At 67.3% G+C, this 17,358-nt stretch carries 15 protein-coding genes; 10 read left to right on the top strand and 5 right to left on the bottom strand.

Annotated features, from left to right (window positions below; translation table 11 throughout):
* Positions 1–174 precede the first annotated feature (174 nt).
* The gene (locus AC1Q6V_RS22610) at positions 175–1,179 is read right to left on the bottom strand and encodes a tripartite tricarboxylate transporter substrate-binding protein (protein ID WP_454749668.1); all 1,005 of its coding nucleotides are present in this window, start codon (positions 1,177–1,179) and stop codon (positions 175–177) included.
* 482 nt (positions 1,180–1,661) lie between these two features.
* Here AC1Q6V_RS22610 and AC1Q6V_RS22605 point away from each other — a divergent pair, with 482 nt between their 5' ends.
* The 3 genes from AC1Q6V_RS22605 to AC1Q6V_RS22595 are packed head-to-tail and all read left to right on the top strand — an operon-like array spanning position 1,662 to position 4,411.
* A complete protein-coding gene (locus AC1Q6V_RS22605; RefSeq protein ID WP_454749669.1) occupies positions 1,662–2,657 on the top strand; it encodes a Bug family tripartite tricarboxylate transporter substrate binding protein in 996 nt (331 codons plus the stop codon).
* Between the two features lie 38 nt (positions 2,658–2,695).
* A complete protein-coding gene (locus AC1Q6V_RS22600; protein WP_010810300.1) occupies positions 2,696–4,051 on the top strand; it encodes an acyclic terpene utilization AtuA family protein in 1,356 nt (451 codons plus the stop codon).
* 9 nt (positions 4,052–4,060) lie between these two features.
* The gene (locus AC1Q6V_RS22595) at positions 4,061–4,411 is read left to right on the top strand and encodes an AtuA-related protein (RefSeq protein ID WP_010810301.1); all 351 of its coding nucleotides are present in this window, start codon (positions 4,061–4,063) and stop codon (positions 4,409–4,411) included.
* Between the two features lie 17 nt (positions 4,412–4,428).
* Here AC1Q6V_RS22595 and AC1Q6V_RS22590 read toward each other — a convergent pair whose 3' ends face one another.
* Positions 4,429–5,247, bottom strand: coding sequence for an IclR family transcriptional regulator (locus AC1Q6V_RS22590; protein ID WP_010810302.1), 819 nt, complete (start codon positions 5,245–5,247; stop codon positions 4,429–4,431).
* A gap of 41 nt (positions 5,248–5,288) precedes the next feature.
* Complete coding sequence (locus AC1Q6V_RS22585; protein WP_010810303.1) at positions 5,289–6,482, bottom strand: acyl-CoA dehydrogenase family protein; 1,194 nt, start codon at positions 6,480–6,482, stop codon at positions 5,289–5,291.
* Positions 6,483–6,708: 226 nt separating this feature from the next.
* On the opposite strand from AC1Q6V_RS22585, the gene AC1Q6V_RS22580 reads away from it, so the two are divergent.
* The 7 genes from AC1Q6V_RS22580 to AC1Q6V_RS22550 are packed head-to-tail and all read left to right on the top strand — an operon-like array spanning position 6,709 to position 15,102.
* Positions 6,709–8,142 carry an FAD-binding oxidoreductase gene (locus AC1Q6V_RS22580; protein WP_058696497.1) on the top strand — a complete coding sequence of 478 codons (1,434 nt, stop codon included), beginning with the start codon at positions 6,709–6,711 and terminating at the stop codon, positions 8,140–8,142.
* 19 nt (positions 8,143–8,161) lie between these two features.
* Complete coding sequence (locus AC1Q6V_RS22575) at positions 8,162–9,247, top strand: ABC transporter substrate-binding protein (protein ID WP_439669231.1); 1,086 nt, start codon at positions 8,162–8,164, stop codon at positions 9,245–9,247.
* 38 nt (positions 9,248–9,285) lie between these two features.
* On the top strand, positions 9,286–10,377 hold the full coding sequence (locus AC1Q6V_RS22570; RefSeq protein WP_010810306.1) for an ABC transporter ATP-binding protein: 1,092 nt from the start codon (positions 9,286–9,288) through the stop codon (positions 10,375–10,377).
* Positions 10,374–12,143 (top strand): ABC transporter permease subunit, encoded by a 1,770-nt coding sequence (locus AC1Q6V_RS22565; protein ID WP_011617497.1) that lies wholly within the window; start codon positions 10,374–10,376, stop codon positions 12,141–12,143. The genes AC1Q6V_RS22570 and AC1Q6V_RS22565 overlap by 4 nt, the downstream gene beginning before the upstream one ends.
* Positions 12,144–12,154: 11 nt before the next feature.
* Positions 12,155–13,069: a 4-hydroxy-tetrahydrodipicolinate synthase gene (gene dapA / locus AC1Q6V_RS22560; RefSeq protein ID WP_439669232.1), complete on the top strand. Its 915-nt coding sequence runs from the start codon at positions 12,155–12,157 to the stop codon at positions 13,067–13,069.
* 13 nt (positions 13,070–13,082) lie between these two features.
* Positions 13,083–14,240, top strand: a complete 1,158-nt coding sequence (locus AC1Q6V_RS22555; protein WP_454749670.1) for an alpha-hydroxy acid oxidase — start codon at positions 13,083–13,085, stop codon at positions 14,238–14,240.
* A gap of 37 nt (positions 14,241–14,277) precedes the next feature.
* Positions 14,278–15,102 carry an IclR family transcriptional regulator gene (locus AC1Q6V_RS22550; RefSeq protein ID WP_010810310.1) on the top strand — a complete coding sequence of 275 codons (825 nt, stop codon included), beginning with the start codon at positions 14,278–14,280 and terminating at the stop codon, positions 15,100–15,102.
* Between the two features lie 28 nt (positions 15,103–15,130).
* Here AC1Q6V_RS22550 and AC1Q6V_RS22545 read toward each other — a convergent pair whose 3' ends face one another.
* Positions 15,131–15,883, bottom strand: coding sequence for an SDR family oxidoreductase (locus AC1Q6V_RS22545; protein ID WP_010810311.1), 753 nt, complete (start codon positions 15,881–15,883; stop codon positions 15,131–15,133).
* A 9-nt stretch (positions 15,884–15,892) separates the two neighbouring features.
* Complete coding sequence (locus AC1Q6V_RS22540; protein ID WP_010810312.1) at positions 15,893–17,326, bottom strand: aldehyde dehydrogenase family protein; 1,434 nt, start codon at positions 17,324–17,326, stop codon at positions 15,893–15,895.
* Between the last annotated feature and the right edge of the window lie 32 nt (positions 17,327–17,358).

The following is a 17,358-nucleotide window of genomic DNA, read 5'->3' as shown; positions in this document are numbered from 1 at the left end:
TTCCGCTGCTGCTATCAAGGGGCGGCATGCCTGGGGCTTCTACTGCGGTGTTAACCCGAAGCTTGCTCCGCGGGCGCCGCGTAAGCGCAAGTACGCCGCGCAGCCATCGTCGCGCGGCGTACATTCAGGGTGCAACGGAACGCAAGCGCTGGCGCGCTTGCCGCCTGCAGGATGTCAGTCGGCCTCCACCTTCATCGTCTTCAGCAGCGGCTGCCACTTGTCGCTTTCCGCCTTGAGCCAGGTGCGCAGCCCTTCCGGCGTCTGCTTGTCTACCGGCACAACCTCCGCACCCAGGTCGTCAAGCCGCTTGGCCACGGCGGGATCCTTCAGTGCCTGCTGCAGCGCCCTGGTCAGCCTGGCAGTGACCTCGGGCGGCGTGCCCTTGGGCGCATAGATCCCGTGCCAGACCTTCATCGAGAAGCCCTTCAGGCCGCCTTCCTGCAGCGTCGGCGCATTGGGCAGCGCCTTGATGCGGCTAGGCGTCGTCACGCCATACAGCTTGACCCGGTTGGCATTGATATGCGGCAGCGTCGAGGTGGTCTGGTCGCACAGCAGGTCCACCTGCCCGCCCAGCAATGCCGTCAGCGCGGGGCCGGTGCCCTGGTAGGGAATGGAAGTCATCTTGACCTTGACTGCCTCCTCGAACAGCAGGCCGCATAGCTGCGAAACCGCGCCAAGGCCGGCATTGGCCAGCGAGACCTTCTCCTTGTTCTGCGAGACATACTTGATCAGCTCCGCCGCGTTGGCCGGCGGCAGGTCCTTGCGGCCCAGCAGCGTCATCGGCACATCCGCCACCTGCCCGATGTACTCGAAGTCCTTCATCGGGCTGTAGGAGAGCTTCTTGTACAGCGCCGGCGCCGTCGCCATGCCATTGTGGTGGATCAGGATGGTGTAGCCGTCGGGCTGCGCCTGCGCCACGAATGCGGCCGCCACCGTGCCGCCGGCGCCGAGCTTGTTCTCCACGACAACGCTCTGTCCCAGATCCTTCGACATGGCCTGGCCAAGGGCCCGCGACACCACATCGGTCGGGCCGCCGGCCGAGAACGGCACCACCAGCGTGATGGGCTTGGACGGATAGGCATCCGCTGCCAGCGCCCCCGCGGAAAACGCCAGTCCAAGCGCTCCGCACGTGATCCACTTCATACCGGCCAGCGTGGCCTTGCCCGCTTGAACGCACATATCACCGTCTCCATGTCGCCGGCACGCTGACTGTGTCGCGCCGGTCGGTTTATCAAACAGCGCTAGAGTGCGGGATAGCGGCACCGGAGGACAATCCGGATTTATCGAACGGGCCATACGGCCAGGCCGAACGCACGCCAGCCGACCACCCGGTCGGGAACTTCTGCCCGAAGTCGCAGGTCTCCCGGGCCAGCATGGCGAGGGACGACACAAGCTTGCTGCGCTGGTCACTCTTGCAGATGGCGGCATCCGCCCGCCACCATGGTGCATCTTCCGGCGCAGGTCGAGGCTTCATGTTCAGCTCTCCATCGCCACGCGCCCACGGCACTGGTCCGCTTGAAATCGCCTGAAATTTTCAACCAATGAAAATATATGGCATTCGTTTGACGCTCGTTCGCTCCCCTCCCTAAGATCTCCCGCACAGAGTTTCCCTCAACGAAACCAGATGCGCGCGCACCGCCTCGCGCCCAGGAGACAACCCGATGCAGCGTCATTCCCGCCCGCGGCGTGCCATAGTTGCGGCGCTCGCCACCCTGCCTGCCTTGTGCGCCTGGTCCGCACCGGCCTGCGCGGCAGAGGCATTTCCTTCGCGTCCGATCCGGCTGGTGGTGCCCTTCACGCCCGGCGGCACCACTGACATCCTGGCGCGCCTGGTTGCGCAGAAGGCCGGCGAGGCGCTGGGCCAGCAGATCGTGGTCGACAACCGTCCGGGCGCGGGCGGCAACATCGGCGCTGAGGCCGTGGCGCGCAGTGCAGCTGACGGCTATACGCTGCTGATGGGCACGTTGGGCACGCAGGTGACCAACCAGTTCATTTACCCGCGCATGCCGTACGACAGCACCCGGGACTTCGTGCCCGTGACGCTGGTCGCCAATTCCCCCAACGTGCTGCTTGTCAACAGCACGCTGAACGCAAGGTCGGTGGGCGAACTGGTGACGCTGGCCAGGCGCGAGCCGGGCAAGATCAACTATGCCTCGACCAGCACCGGCGGGTCGCCCCACCTGTCAGGCGAGTTGCTGAACATGATGGCGGGCGTCAGCATGCAGCACGTGCCGTACAAAGGGGCCGCCCCCGCCATGACGGACCTGCTCGCGGGCCAGGTCAACCTGATGTTCGACAACCTGCCGTCCGCGCTCGCACAGATCCAGGCTGGCAAGGTGACGGCGCTGGCGGTCACCAGTGCCAGGCGGGCCTCGGTGCTGCCTTCCGTGCCGACCGTGCGCGAGTCGGGGCTGCCGGGCTATGAAGTCAATTCCTGGTTCGGGCTGCTCGCGCCGGCCGGCACGCCGCCCGAGCGCGTGCGCCGGCTCCAGCAGGCGGTGGACAAGGTGCTGGCCACGCCCGACGTGCGCAAGCGCATCGAACAGCTTGGCGCCGAGCCGGGCGGCGAAGGCTCCGCCGCGTTCGCGGCGCAGATCAGGAGCGATACGGAAAAATGGTCGCGCGTGATCCAGACCGCCGGCATCAAGCCGCAATGACGCGGCTGGGCAGCGCCAACCCCTGACACAGGACAATCATGACCAAGACCAACACCCTTCGCATCGGCTCGGGATCGGGCTGGTGGGGCGACCGCGTCGAGCCGGCCGAGCGTTCGGCGCGCCTGGGCAAGCTCGACTACCTGTGCTTCGAGACCATGGCCGAGGCCACGGTATCCGCCGCGCAGGTGCGCAAGCGGCGCGACCCGGCCTTCGCCGGCTACGACACCTATCTCGACGAACGCATGCGCGCAGTGCTGCCCCCGTGCATCGCCAATGGCACGCGCATCATCAGCAACCAGGGCTGGATTCATCCGCTCGGCGCGGCCCGGCGCGTGGCCGAGCTCTGCGAGGAACTGGGCCTGCCCGGCGTCAGAATCGCCGCGGTCACCACTACGGACCTGACCGGAAGCATCTGCGAGCTGGATCTCACCCTGCTGGAAAGCGGCGCACCGGTTTCCTCGCTGCGTGAAACCCTGATCAGCGCCGAACCATACGAAGGCGCCGAACCGATCGTCGCCGCATTGCGCGCGGGCGCGCAGATCGTGATCACCGGGCGCGTGGCCGACCCGTCGCTGTTCCTCGCGCCGATGATCCATCATTTCGGCTGGTCGCCGGACGACGTGACTCGGCTTGCGCGCGGCAGCGCCATCGGCCATCTGCTCGAGTGCGGCGCGCAGGTGACGGGGGGATATTTCGGCGACCCCGGCTACAAGGATGTGCCGGAACCATGGAACCTGGCCTTCCCGATCGCCGAGGTGGAGGCCGACGGCAGCGCCGTGATCGGCAAGGTGGATGGCAGCGGCGGACGCATCGACCAGCAGACCGTCAAGGAGCAGATGTTCTATGAGGTCCACGACCCGCGCCGCTACATCACGCCGGACGTGGTGGTCGACTTCTCGACCGCGGTGCTCGAACAGGTAGGGCCGGACCGCGTGCGCATCAGCGGTGTGAGCGGGCAGCCGCGCACCGATACGCTCAAGGTGTCGCTGGGCTGCACCGAAGGGCATATCGGTGAAGACATGTTCTTCTACGCGGGGCCGGGTTGCCTGGAAAAGGCCAGGCTGGCCAAACGCATCCTCGAAGCGCGCTTTGCCATGGCAAGGTTGCAGGCGGATGAGGTGCGCATCGACTTCCTCGGCGTCAACGCCGTGCACGGCGCGGCCTCGCCCGAACCTGTCTGCGAGCCCAACGAAATCGCGGTCCGCGTCGCCGCGCGCACCCGCACGCGCGACGAAGCCGCCAAGGTTGGCCGCGAGATCGACGGCATGGCGGTCTGCGGCCTGGCCTCCACCGGCAAGCGCGTGCCGCACCAGGAGCGCACGCGCGAGATCATCGGCGTCTGGTCGGCACTGGTGCCGCGCGCGTTGATCACCTCCCAGGTCCACTATCTCTGAGGATTCGCCATGCGTGTACCACTGCGACGTCTCGCACACAGCCGCTCCGGCGACAAGGGCAATACTTCGAACACGGCGGTCATCGCCTACGCGCCGGAGTTCTACCCGCATATCAAGGCACAGCTGACGGCACCCGCGTTCAAGGCGCTGTACGGCACGCTGATCACAGGCGCGGTCACGCGCCATGAAGTGGATGGACTGCAGGTGCTCAACTTCGTCGCGGAGGGCGCGCTCGGCGGCGGTGTGTCGCGCAGCCTCGCGATCGACAACTACGGCAAGGCGCTGGCCAGTGCCGTGCTGCGTTTCGAAGTCGAGATACCTGACGCGCTGGCCGGCCTGCTGCGCGGGCCGGCGTCATAGGCTCGCCGGGGTAGGCGTCAGCCACCGCCGGACTGGCGCCCCCTGGCACGCCGGCCGTCGGTGCATGCGTCGGCCCGCGGCGGTATCACGGTGCGCGTCCAGGCGCTGGTGATGCGTCGCGCCTCTTGCTTGAGCTTGCGTGCCAGCGCGGCCTCGCGCGAGCGGATACGCGCGCTCGTCGCCGCCACGCTCAAGGCACCGATCGGCCGGCCCTCATAGTCGAGAATCGGCACCGCAATGCCGCCCATGCCGTCGACCACCCAATCGAGAAACAGCACATGCCCGCGCGCGCGGGCTGCCTCGATTTCCGCGGCGATGCACGCGGCATCGAGCCGCGGGTGCTTGCCAAGCTTGCGCGTGGTCTGCTGCAGCCGGCGCGCGCGCTCGGGCGCGGGCAGCCATGCCAGCACCGCCAGGCTGCCGGCGCCCACGCCGAGCGGCCGGCGCGTGCCGACCGTCACGTAGTTCGCCCGTATCGCATACGTGCCGGGTTCCAGGTCGGTGCACACCGCCTCGCCACGGCTGGCCTCGGTCAGCACGGCGGTATCCTCGAACGCCTCCACCAGCCGCTCCAGCGCCGGACGCGCCAGCTTGCGCAAGTCCACGCGCCGCTGCGCCACGTCTGCCAGCTGGAAGATCTCGGGCCCGATGCCGTAGCGGCGCGCCTGGTCGCGCGTGGCGAACCCCTCCTGCACCAGCAGGTCGAGCATGCGCGAAGCCGTGGCCGGATCGAGCCCGGTGGCGCGCGCCACGTCGCTCATGCGGCGCACTTCCGGATCGGACAGCGCGCGCAGCACGGCCAGGGCGCGCTGGATCGGGGATGGGCGCGATGGCACCTGCCGGGCCCCCTCAGGCAGGCCCGGCGCCAGGGCGGCGCTCAGCCATGATGCGATGCTGCCAGGGTATCGCGCTTGATCTTCTTTGCCAGCGACCACTTGTGGACTTCGGTCGGGCCGTCGTAGATGCGAAACGCACGCACTTCACGGAAGACCTGTTCGACAATGGTGTCGCGCGACACGCCCATGCCGCCGAGGATCTGCACGCAGCGGTCGGCCACGCGGAACAAGGCATCGGACACGGCCACCTTGGCCATCGAACTCTCGGCGGTACCCAGGGAACCGCCGTCGAGCACCCCGGCGCACCAGTCGATCATCAGTGCGGCCTGCTGCAGGTCGATCAGGTTCTCGGCGAGCATGAAGCCCACGCCCTCGTGGTCGATCAGCAGCTTGCCGAAAGCCTTGCGCGTGGTGGCGTAGGCGCGCGCGATCTCGTCGGCACGCGCCACACCCCCGAACCAGCGCATGCAATGCGACAGCCGCGCCGGCGACAAGCGAACCTGCGCATAACGGAAGCCCTCGTCCACCTCGCCCAGCACCTGGTCCTGCGGCACGCGCAGGCCGTCGATCAGGACCTGCGCATGTCCGCCCGGCATGGAACTGTCGATGGTGTCGAGCAGGCGTTCGATGCGGATCGCCGGATGCGGCAGGTCGACCAGGAACATGGTGGCCTGCGCGCGCTCACCATCGCCGGTGCGCGCCATCAGGATGCCGGCGCTGGCCCCTTCGGCTCCGGTGATGAACTTCTTGCGGCCGCGGATCACCCATTCGTCGCCGTCCCTGACCGCGGTGGTCTGGAGCATCGACGGATCGGAACCGGCCCCGCCTTCTTCCGCCGGTTCGGTCATGAAGAATGCGGAGCGGGCCTCGCCGCTGACCAGCGGTGCAAGGAAGCGCTGCTGCTGTGCCTCCGTGGCGACCTTGCCCAGCAGGAACATATTCCCCTCGTCCGGGGCCATGGTGTTGACCGCGACCGGCCCGAGGGGCGACAAGCCCGAGCGCTTGAGCACGGCCGCGGTTTCGAGCTGGGTCAGGTGAGAGCCGTCGGGCAGGATATGTGGCGTCATGACGCCGGCCGCGCGCGCCAGGTCGCGAAGCTCGGCGACCAGCCCGGCCGTCGGGCCATGGGCTTCGCAGCGCACGTCGCGCTCATAGGGCACCACGACGTCGCGGACAAAGCGCTCGACGCGATCGGCAATGACACGGCTTCTTTCTGTGGGACAGGCGGTGAACATGGTGAGCCTCGTTGTCAGGACAGGATCAGATTGTAGGGCGGCACGCCGCCGGGCCGCTGTCACGGAAGGCCGTTCGCACAAGGAACCCCGACATCTGGTCTGCAGCCCATTGCCTGTCGATCGACAAAGTAATCGCATTGCGATTACTAGTATGTGGATTTCACCTATACCTATGCTCATGACAATCGACTAGTATGGCTTCAATCGAGCACGAGGGCACAAAGCGATGTCACTTGTATTGAAGCTGAAAGACCTGTTGGGACCCGATGCGGTTCTCACCGAACCCGCGGACGTAGCCGCCTACATCGAGGACTGGCGCGGCCGTTATAAGGGCCCGGCGCTGTGCGTGGTGCTGCCGGCCTCCACCGCGCAAGTCGCCGCGGTGGTGCAGGCCGCGGTCCAGGCCAGCGTGCCCGTGCTGCCGCAAGGCGGCAATACCAGCCTGTGCGGCGGCGCGGTGCCGGCCCCGGACGGCACGCCGCCCATCGTCATCAGCCTGGCACGCATGCGGCGCATCCGCGCCATCGATGCGGCCAACAACTCGATGGAAGTCGAGGCAGGCTGCGTGCTGGCCGCGATCCAGCAGGCGGCGGCGGAACAGGGGCGCCTCTATCCCGTGAGCCTGGGCGCCGAAGGCTCCTGCCAGATCGGCGGCAATATCGCCACCAATGCGGGCGGCACCGGCGTGCTGCGCTATGGCAACACCCGCGACAACGTGCTCGGCCTTGAAGTGGTCCTGCCCGACGGCCAGGTCTGGAACGGCCTGTACCGCTTGCGCAAGAACAACACCGGCCTCGATCTCAAGCACCTGTTTATCGGCTCCGAAGGCACGCTGGGCGTGATCACCGCCGCCACGCTCAAGCTGCACCCGCTGCCCACCGCGCACGCCATGGCGTGGCTGGCGGTGAGCACGCCGCAGGCGGCGCTGGAGATGCTGGGACGCTTCCAGCAGCGCTGTGGCGCCACCCTGTCCGCGTTTGAAATGCTCAATGACGTGCAGTTGCAGATCGTGCTCGATCACGTGCCCGGCCGCCGTGCGCCGTTGCCTGCCAGCCATCCCTGGCACGTGCTGGTGGAACTTGCCGACACCGGCCGGCGCGAGCTGCTCGACGAGGTGCTGCAGGAAGTGCTGGAGCAAGGCGTAGCCGAAGGCCTGGTCGACGATGCCGTGGTGGCCGCCAGCGGCGCGCAGCGCGAAGCCATGTGGCAGGTGCGGCATAGCGTCTCCGAAGGCAACAAGAAGGCGGGCCTGGGCCTGAACACCGATTGCGCCGTGCCGGTCTCGGCGGTGCCGCAGTTCATTGAGCGCGCCACCGCGGCGGCGCATGCGGTCCTGCCGGACTTGCCGATCATCGTCGTGGCCCACCTGGGCGATGGCAACGTCCACTTCATCCCGCTGGTGCCTTTCCCGCAGTGGCAAGCGCTGCCAGAGCGCGATGCCGTGGCCGCCCGCATCAAGCACGCCATCGACCAGGTGGCCTACGAACTGGGCGGCACCTTCAGCGCGGAACATGGCATCGGCCAGGTCCTGACCGAGGAAATGGCGCAGTTCAAGCCGGCGGTCGAGATCGCCATGATGCACGGCATCAAGCGCATGCTCGACCCGCGCGACCTGTTCAACCCCGGCCGGCTGCTGCCGTCCCCACCTTCCCAGCAATAACGGCAATCAAGGAGCTCGCATGAACGACCACAGCCCCATCAACTCTTCTCGCCGGCGTGCCCTCAAGGTCGCCGCTGCCGGCCTTGGCACGCTTGCCGCGCCCGCAGTGCTGCAATATGCGCGCGCGCAGTCCAAGCGCATCGTGGTGCGCGACGACGGCGGCATCTACACCAAGGCCTACAGCGCGGTGTACTACAAGCCGTTCACCGAGAAGACCGGCATCGAGGTCGTGGGCGTGCAGGCCAACGCCGAACCGGTGGCGCAGATCCGCAGCATGGTCGAGACCAGGAACTACACCTGGGACATGGCCAAGATCAGCCAGCCGGCCATCCTGCTGCTGACGCAGGGCGGCAAGGTCTACCTGGAGAAGCACGGCCTGGAGGGCGACGCCACCATCAAGACCATTCCGGCGCATTTCATGTCGCCCTACGGCGTGGGCACCAACGTCTACAGCACGGTCCTGGCCTATCGCACCGACGCCTTCAAGGGCCGCAAGGCACCGTCGTCGTGGGCCGACTTCTGGAACGTCAAGGACTTCCCCGGCCGCCGCGCCCTGCGCAAGCACCCGTTCGACACGCTGGAAGAGTCGCTGATGGCCGCCGGCACGGCGACCTCCGCGCTCTATCCGCTCAATGTCGACCAGGCCATCGCCAACCTGGAGAAGATCAAGGCCAACGTTGACGTGTGGTGGAACTCCGGCGCCCAGGTAGAGCAGATGCTCAAGTCCGGCGAGGTCGACATGGTGGCCACCTGGGTGTCGCGCGCACAGAGCGCGGCCGCCTCCGGTGCCCAGGTCGGCATCGTCTGGAACCAGAACCTGTGGGGCGTGGACAACTGGTCCATCCTGGCCGGCACGCCGAATGCGCAAGCCTGCCGCGAATTCATCAAGTTCGCGTCCGACCCCAAGCGCATGGCCTCGCTGGTGGAGTACTTCCCGGCAGGCGTGACCCAGCCGGATGCCTTCAAGTACATCAAGCCCGAGGTTGCGAAGAACTGCCCGACCCACCCCGACAACATCAAGTCGGGCGTGCAGATCAACGCCAAGTACTGGCTCGACAACCAGGCCGCGGTAATGGAGAAGTTCAACGGCTGGATCCTCAAGTGATCTGAACCTCTTCACCAGACACCACAAGCAACGACACGATGCCGAATTTCAAACTCAAGATTTCCGGGCTGACCAAGCGTTATGGCGACTTCGTCGCGCTGGCCCCGACCGACCTTGAAGTGGCCGAGGGGGAATTCCTTACCCTCCTGGGCCCTTCGGGCTCGGGCAAGACCACGCTGCTCAGCCTGATCGCCGGGCTGGCCGTGCCGGACGGCGGCCAGCTGCTGATCAATGGCAAGGACGTGACCTTTGGCGCCCCCTACGAGCGCGATATCGGCATGGTGTTCCAGAACTACGCGCTGTTCCCGCACATGACGATCGCGGAGAACATCGCCTTCCCGCTGAAGATGCGCCGGGTCGACGCGGCCACGGCCAGGCGCCAGGCACTGGAAGCACTGGAAATGGTCCGCCTGCCCCACGTCGCGGCGCGCTTCCCGAAGGAACTCTCGGGCGGCCAGCAGCAGCGCATCGCGCTGGCCCGCTGCCTGGTCTACAAGCCATCGATCATCCTGATGGATGAACCGCTGGGCGCCCTGGACAAGAAGCTGCGCGACCACATGCAGCTGGAGATCAAGCGCATCCACCGCGAGCTGGGCACCACCATCGTCTATGTCACCCACGACCAGGAAGAGGCGATGACGATGTCTGACCGCATCTGCCTGATGAACGGCGGCAAGATCGAGCAGCTTGGCACGCCGTCGGACCTGTACTTCCGCCCGCGCACGCTGTTCGTGGCCGACTTCCTGGGCGAATCGAACCTGTTCGAGGGCACCGTCACGGAAGTGCGCGGCGACCACGTGGAGGTGGCGCTGGCACAGGGCGGCGCCGTCGCCCACGCGGTCACCAATGCGCCGGTGGCCGCCGGGGGCAAGGTGCGGGTCATGGTGCGGCCGCAGAACATCGCCATGGCCAACGGCGTCACCGCCGCCAATGCGGTCAGCGGCAAAGTGCTTGACAGCATGATCACCGGAAGCCTGACCAAGCTGTACGTGGAATCCGATGCCGCCGGCCAGGCCCCGGTGGTGCTGTCCTACCCCACCTCGATGGGCGCTTCCCGGCATGCGGTCGGGCAGCAAGTCACGCTTACCTGGCAGCGCAGCGACGCTGTCGCCGTCCCGGATTCGCTATGACCGCCGTCGCCCTGCAACGCCGACCCCTACCCTGGCTGCGGCCCGCCTTGCTGGCCGCGCCGCTGGTGCTCCTGTTCGTGGTGCTGCTGGTCTACCCGGTCGGCCAGCTGCTGCTGCTGAGCGTCTACAGCGACGGTGCCTTCACGCTGGCCAAGTACCGCCAGCTGTTTGCGTCGTCGGTCTACGTCGACGTGATGCTGATCACGCTGAAGATCTCGCTCTGGACCACGCTGCTCTCCGTGGTCGCCGGTTATCCGGTGGCCTACCTGATCTCCTCGCTGTCAAAGGACAGGAAGGCAAAGTGGCTGTTCTGGGTACTGCTGTCGTTCTGGACCAGCTTCCTGGTGCGCGCCTTTGCCTGGATCGTGATGCTGGGCCGCAACGGCGTGGTCAACCAGTTGCTGAGCGCCGCCGGCATCCAGGATGCGCCTTCCAACCTGCTGTACAGCCTCGGTGCCGTGCTGGTGGCGATGGTGCACGCGCTGATGCCGCTGGCGGTGCTGACCATGCTGTCGGTGATGGAGAACATCGACCGCAACCTCCCGCGCGCGGCGCTTACGCTTGGGGCACGGCCTGGCACGGCGTTCTGGCGCGTCTACTTCCCGCTCTCGATGCCGGGCGTGGCGGCCGGCGCCATCATGGTGTTCGTCACCGCCGTCGGCTTCTTTATCGTGCCCGCGCTGCTGGGCGGACGCAAAGAGATCATGGTCGCCCAGCTGATCATCGACCAGGTGCAGCAGACCATGAACTGGGGTTTCGCCGGCTCGATCTCGGTGTTGCTGCTGCTGGTCGTGCTGGCGGTGTTCGCCCTGTATGACAAGGTGCTCGGGCTCTCGTCGATGGCAGGCGGAGCGGAGCAACGCACCCGCTCCGCGGCCGCGCACGATGGCGTGCTGCATCGGCTCGGTGACAGCGTGCTGGGCGCACTGGGAGCGGTCAGCGACAAGCTGCTGGCACTGGTGCCGCGCGGCCGGCGCGAGCCGCAGCCGGGCGACTCGCTGCCGCTGCGCACGATCGTGCTGATGGTGCTGCTGTTCCTGAGCGTGCCGGCGCTGCTGATGATCCCGCTGTCGTTCGCCGACAAGTCGGGGCTGAACTGGCCGCCGCGCGGCTTCACGCTGCAGCACTACCAGGACATGCTCGCCTCGCCGCTGTGGATGCAGGCCGGGCTGCGCTCGCTGCTGGTCGGCCTTGGCGCCGCGGTGCTGGCGCTGCTGGTCGGCACGCCGGTGGCGTTCCTGCTGGCGCGCTCGCAGATGCGGGGCAAGTCGCTGCTGCTGGCGTTCGTGCTGTCGCCGATCATCATCCCGCGCATGATCATCGCGGTGGGGATGTTCTACTTCTTCGCCAGGGTCGGGCTGGTCGGCACCTCGCTCGGCCTGATGATCGGCCACACCGTCATTGCCGTGCCCTACGTCGTCATGACGATGATGGCGGTGCTGCGCAACTACGACACGCGGCTCGACCTGGCGGCGCAAAGCCTGGGCGCCAGGCCCTGGCAGACGCTGCGCTACGTGACGCTGCCGATCCTCGCCGCCGGCCTGTTCTCGTCCTTCCTGTTCGCCTTCGCCACCTCGTTCGATGAGCTGACGATCGCCCTGTTTGCCTCTGGCGGACTGAGCGCCACCCTGCCCAAGCAGTTCTGGGACGAGGTGACGCTGCAGCTTTCACCGGTGATTGCTGCGGTGTCTACCTGCCTGTTCGTCTTCGTTACCCTCCTGATCACCTGCGCCGAGCGCTTGCGCCGCAAGAGCGCCGGGCGCTGAGAACCTTATCCATGAACAACAAGCTTACCGCCGCCGACCTGCGCGGCATCTTCCCCGCCATCCCGACGCCCGTGACGGCCGACGACAGGATCGACCAGGACGCCACGCGCAAGCTGATGGCCTACCTGCTGGCCAACGGCGTTGCCGGCGTGGTGCCGCTGGGCGGCACCGGCGAATACGGTGCCCTGTCGCGCGAGGAGCGCGTCCGCATGGCAGCCCTTTGTGTCGAAGCAGCGGCTGGCCAGGTTCCCGTCATTCCCGGCGTGCTCGACCCGGGGTTCCACGATGCGCTGGATGCGGGCAAGGCCTTTGCCGGCGTCGGCGCCTCTGCCCTGATGGTGCTGACGCCCTATTACACCTCGCCGACCCAGCAAGGCATCCGCGACTACTTCCTGCGCTATGCCGACGCCTCTCCGGTGCCGGTCATGATCTACGAGATCCCCTACCGCACGCGGATCGCGATCGCGCCCGAGGTGCTGCACGAGCTGTCGCGCCACGAAAACATCATCGGCATGAAAGCCTGCAACACCGACATGTACCACTTCCTCAAGGTGGTGGCGGGTGTCGACGACAGCTTCAGCGTGTTCAGCGGCGAGGACAGCCTGTTCCCGCTGCACATGGCGGCGGGTGCCAGGGGTGGCGTGGTCGTGACCGCCTCCGTGCTGCCGCGCACCTGGCGCGCCATCTATGAGCTCGGCGTGGCCGGCAATACCGCGCAAGCGGTACGCCTGCACCGCCAGCTGATTCCGTTGCTGGACCTGGCCTTCTCCGAAACCAATCCTGGGCCGCTGAAATCCGTGCTCGACCTGGTGGGCGTGACCGCGCCTAAGGTACTGGCACCGCTGGTAGCGCCGGCACCCGGGCTGCAAGCACAGCTGCGTGCCGAACTGACGCAGCGGCTGCAAGCCGAGGCCGCCCTCGCCTGAGGCGCCGACGATCATGCTGCCGGCCATCAAGGACTATCGGGACCTGGCGCGGCGCCGGCTGTCGCGCTTCGCCTTCGACTATCTGGAGGGAGGCGCGGAGGACGGGCGCACGCTGGCACGCAACCTGGCCGCATATCAGGCACTGCTGTTCCGGCCGCGCGTGCTGCGCGACGTCACGGAGATCGATCCCGGCATGGAGATCTTCGGCCGCAAGTACCGCCTGCCGTTGCTGGTGGGCCCCACGGGGCTGAACGGACTGTACTGGCCGAAGGCAGAAGAGGCGCTGGCACGGGCCGCACACGCTGAAGGACTGCCCTTCGTGATGTCGACTGCATCGACCTCGCTGATCGAAGACGTGCGCGCAGCCAGCGACGGCGACCTGTGGCTGCAGCTCTACGTGCAGCGCGACCGCGCCATCGCCGAGAGCATGATGGCGCGCGCACGCGCCGCCGGCTTCAGCACGCTGATGCTGACCGTCGACACCATGGTGCACGGCAAGCGCGACCATGACATCCGCAACGGCTTTCGCATGCCGGTGCCGTGGACGCCGCGGCTGCTGGCCGACCTCGCGGCACATTCGCGGTGGTGCCTGCGCATGCTGCGCCAGGGCGGCTCGCCGCAGCTGGTCAACCTGGCCCGCAGCAGCGGGATGGCCAACGACCTGAAGGCGCAGGCGGCGGGATTGAGCCGGCAGATGGACATGTCGCTGTGCTGGGACGACATCGCCTGGCTGCGCCGGCACTGGCACGGGCCCGTCATCATCAAGGGTATCCTTACGCCGGCCGACGCGGAAATCGCCGCCCGCCAGGGCCTGGATGGCATCGTGGTCAGCAACCACGGCGGCCGCCAGCTGGAAGGCGCGCCCAGCGCGGTCGAGATGCTGCCCGCCATCGTCGCGGCGGCGGGCGGGATGCACGTATTCGTCGATGGCGGCGTGCGCCGCGGCGCCGACATCGCCAAGGCGCTGGCAATGGGCGCCCGCGGCGTGCTGGTGGGGCGCGCACCGCTGTACGGGCTGGCGGCGCGCGGTCCCCGCGGCGTGGCGGAAGTCCTGGCCATCCTGCGTGGAGAATTCGAGACCACGCTGCGGCTGCTCGGCGTTCCGCAGGCAGCCAGGCTGGACGCTGCCGCGCTCTCGGACGACCATGCCGCGCGGCTGGCCGCACTGTAAGCCATGAAAACAATGACAAGGACGAGCAGGAGGTTGTGTGGATTCAGGTAATGAAGGCAACGGGCTGCGCACAAGGCGCGAGCGTTCGTCCCTGTTCGTCGGTTCGGTGGAAAAGGCCTTCCAGGTGCTGGAAGCCTTCCACGGCCCGGACCGCCGCCTGATGTCGATGGCGGAAATCGCCCGGGCGGCCGATCTCGACCGCAGCGCCACCCAGCGGCTGGTGCACACACTGGAACAGCTGGGCTACATCCGGCGCCTGCCCGATTCGGCGATGTATGGGCTTGCGCCGAAGGCACTGGGCCTGTCGTACAACTACCTGCGCTCCAACGACCTGGTCGAGCGCGCATCGCCCTACCTGCTCGATATCAGCCGCACGCTGGGAGAAACCGCCAACCTGCAGGAACTCGACGGGCACGAAATCGTGTTCCTGGCCCGCTTCCCCGGGCAGCACCTGATCAACGTCGATTTCGGGGTCGGGTACCGGCTCCCGGCCGTGTACACCGCGTCCGGGATTGCGATCCTGTCGAAGCTGCCCGAAGCGCAGCGCCTGGAGGTGGTGCGGGCGACCGCACTGAACCCCATCACGCCGTTCACTGAAACCGACCCCGACAAGCTGATGACGGCGATCCGCGAGGCCGGTGAACGCGGCTATGCCGTGGCCATGAACCAGACCGTGGTCGGCGACATCTCCGTCGCAGCCGCAATCACCGACCACCGCGGGCTGCCGGTCGGGGCCATCAATATCTCAGTCCCGTCCACGCGCTGGACGCTGGAAACCGCCCAGGCCAAGCTGGCCCCGCATGTGCAAGTGGCGGCCATGTCGATCTCGCAGGCAAAGCGGATGAGTTTCCAGACGGCATGAGCGATGCCGGAAACGCCGCCGGCTTCGCTCAGATGGCCCGGCCTCCGTCAACGGGCATGTCGATGCCGGTAAGGAAGCGGGCACCCGGGCTTGCCAGGAAGACCGCGGCATTGGCCACGTCGGCCGGCTCGCACATTCGCCCCAGCGGTATGGTGGCAACAAAGCGGGCGCGGTTCTCGGCGGTGTCGGCAACCCCCATGAAGTCCTGCAGCAGCCCGGTCGCCGCCATCACGGGCGAGATCAGGTTGACCCGGATCCCGTGCGCGGCCAGTTCAACAGCCATCGATTTCGACATCACGCTCACCGCGCCCTTCGAGCTGTTGTACCAGGTCAGCCCCGGGCGCGGCCGGTGGCTGCCGACCGAGCCGATATTGAGGATCACGCCTTTGCCGCGCTGCTTCATCAGCGGCACGACCGCGCGTGCCATGTGGTAGATCGACTTGACGTTGACGGCGAAGACGCGGTCGAAGACCGCTTCGTCGACTTCCAGCATCGACTGATTCCGATGCGTGGTGCCGGCATTGTTGACGACCACGTCCGGCTCGCCGAAATGGTCGCAGCAGTGCTGCACCGCGGCGTTGATCTGCGCCGGGCTGGTGACGTCGCACGCGGCCGCACTGGCATTCGGCCCCAACTCGTCCGCCAGTCTCTGCACGGCATCGCGATCGATATCGGCCAGCACGACCTTCGCTCCCGCCTGGATAAAGGCCCGCGCAATCGCGGCGCCAAAGCCACTGCCTGCGCCCGTGACAATGGCAACCTGGTCTGATAGCTCCGACATGTCGTCTCCCTATTGGTAGTGCTGCACGATGGTCTTGGTGGTGCTCATCTCTTCCAGCGCAAGGAAGCCCTTTTCCCGGCCGTACCCGCTCTTCTTGACGCCGCCGAAGGGCAGTTCGACCCCACCGCCGGCACCGTAGCAATTGATAAAGACCTGCCCGCTCTGCAGCCGCTGGCTGACCCGCATCTGCCGGCTGCCGTTCTCGGTCCACACGCCGGCGACCAGGCCGTAGTCGGTGGCATTGGCCAGCCGGATGGCATCCTCTTCGTCCGTGAACGGCATCACCGACAGCACTGGCCCGAATACCTCGATATTCGCCAGCGCGTGGTCGCGCGGCACCGGACCGAACAGGACCGGCCTGACGAAGTACCCACCCCGGGGCAAATCCGCCGCAAACCCGCCTTCGGCGATAACCGGCACGCCGCTGTCCCGCGCGGCCTCCACCAGCCCCATCACACGCCGGTACTGCCGCTCGCTGACGATCGGCCCGCAATCCAGATCGGCGGCCGGCACGCCCGCCTGCAGGGCACGGAAGGCCTGCGCCACCATGCCGACGAAGCGATCGTAGATGCCTTGCTGCACCAGCAGCCGGCTGCCCGCCGAGCAGGTCTGCCCGGCGTTCTGGACAATGGCCTTGACCACGGCCGGCACCGCCTTGTCCAGGTCCGCGTCGTCGAAGACGATCTGCGGCGACTTGCCGCCCAGCTCAAGCACGCAGGGGACGTGGTTGGCCGCGGTTGCCTGCTGCACCAGGGCGCCGGCCTCGGGCGAGCCGGTAAAGGTGGCGAAATGGATGCCGGGGTTCGATGTCAGCGCGGCGCCTGCCTCCGCGCCATACCCGGTCACCAGGTTGAGGGCTCCGGGCGGCAGCCCGGCTTCCATGGCAAGCTCGGCAATCCGGATCACGCTCAGGCACGCATCCTCCGATGGCTTCAGCACCGCCGCATTGCCCATCGCCAGTGCCGGCGCCAGCGTGCGCCCCATCATCTGCGCCGGGTAGTTCCAGGGAATGATGTGGGCGGTCACGCCATGCGGGACGCGCACCACGCTCACGTTGTATCCGTCCAGGTACGGAATCGTCTGACCGTGGACCTTGTCGGCGGCGCCACCGTAGAACTCGAAGTACCTGGCCACCGCCCTGGCATCGGCGCGCGCGGCCGAGATCGGCTTGCCGGTGTCCTGCGCCTCGATTGCCGCCAGCTCTTCCGCGTGATCGAGAATGCCTTGTCCCAGCCGCTGCAGGATGCGCCCGCGTTCGGTCGCGGTCTTGCTGCCCCACTCGCCCTGCAAGGCATCCTGCGCCGCGCTCACCGCCTGCTGCACATCCGCGGCGCGGCCGCGGCTGATCTTCGCAAACGCCATGCCGTCACTGGGATCGATCACGTCGATGGTCTCGCCATCGATGGCGCCGAGCCATTTCCCTCCGATGAGTAACGTCTTCACCCGCCGCTCCTGAACAGCACATCAATCGTCAC

The organism is Cupriavidus sp. GW823-FHT07B10, assembly GCF_058794355.1.
This window is presented reverse-complemented; position numbering and strand designations above follow the sequence as displayed.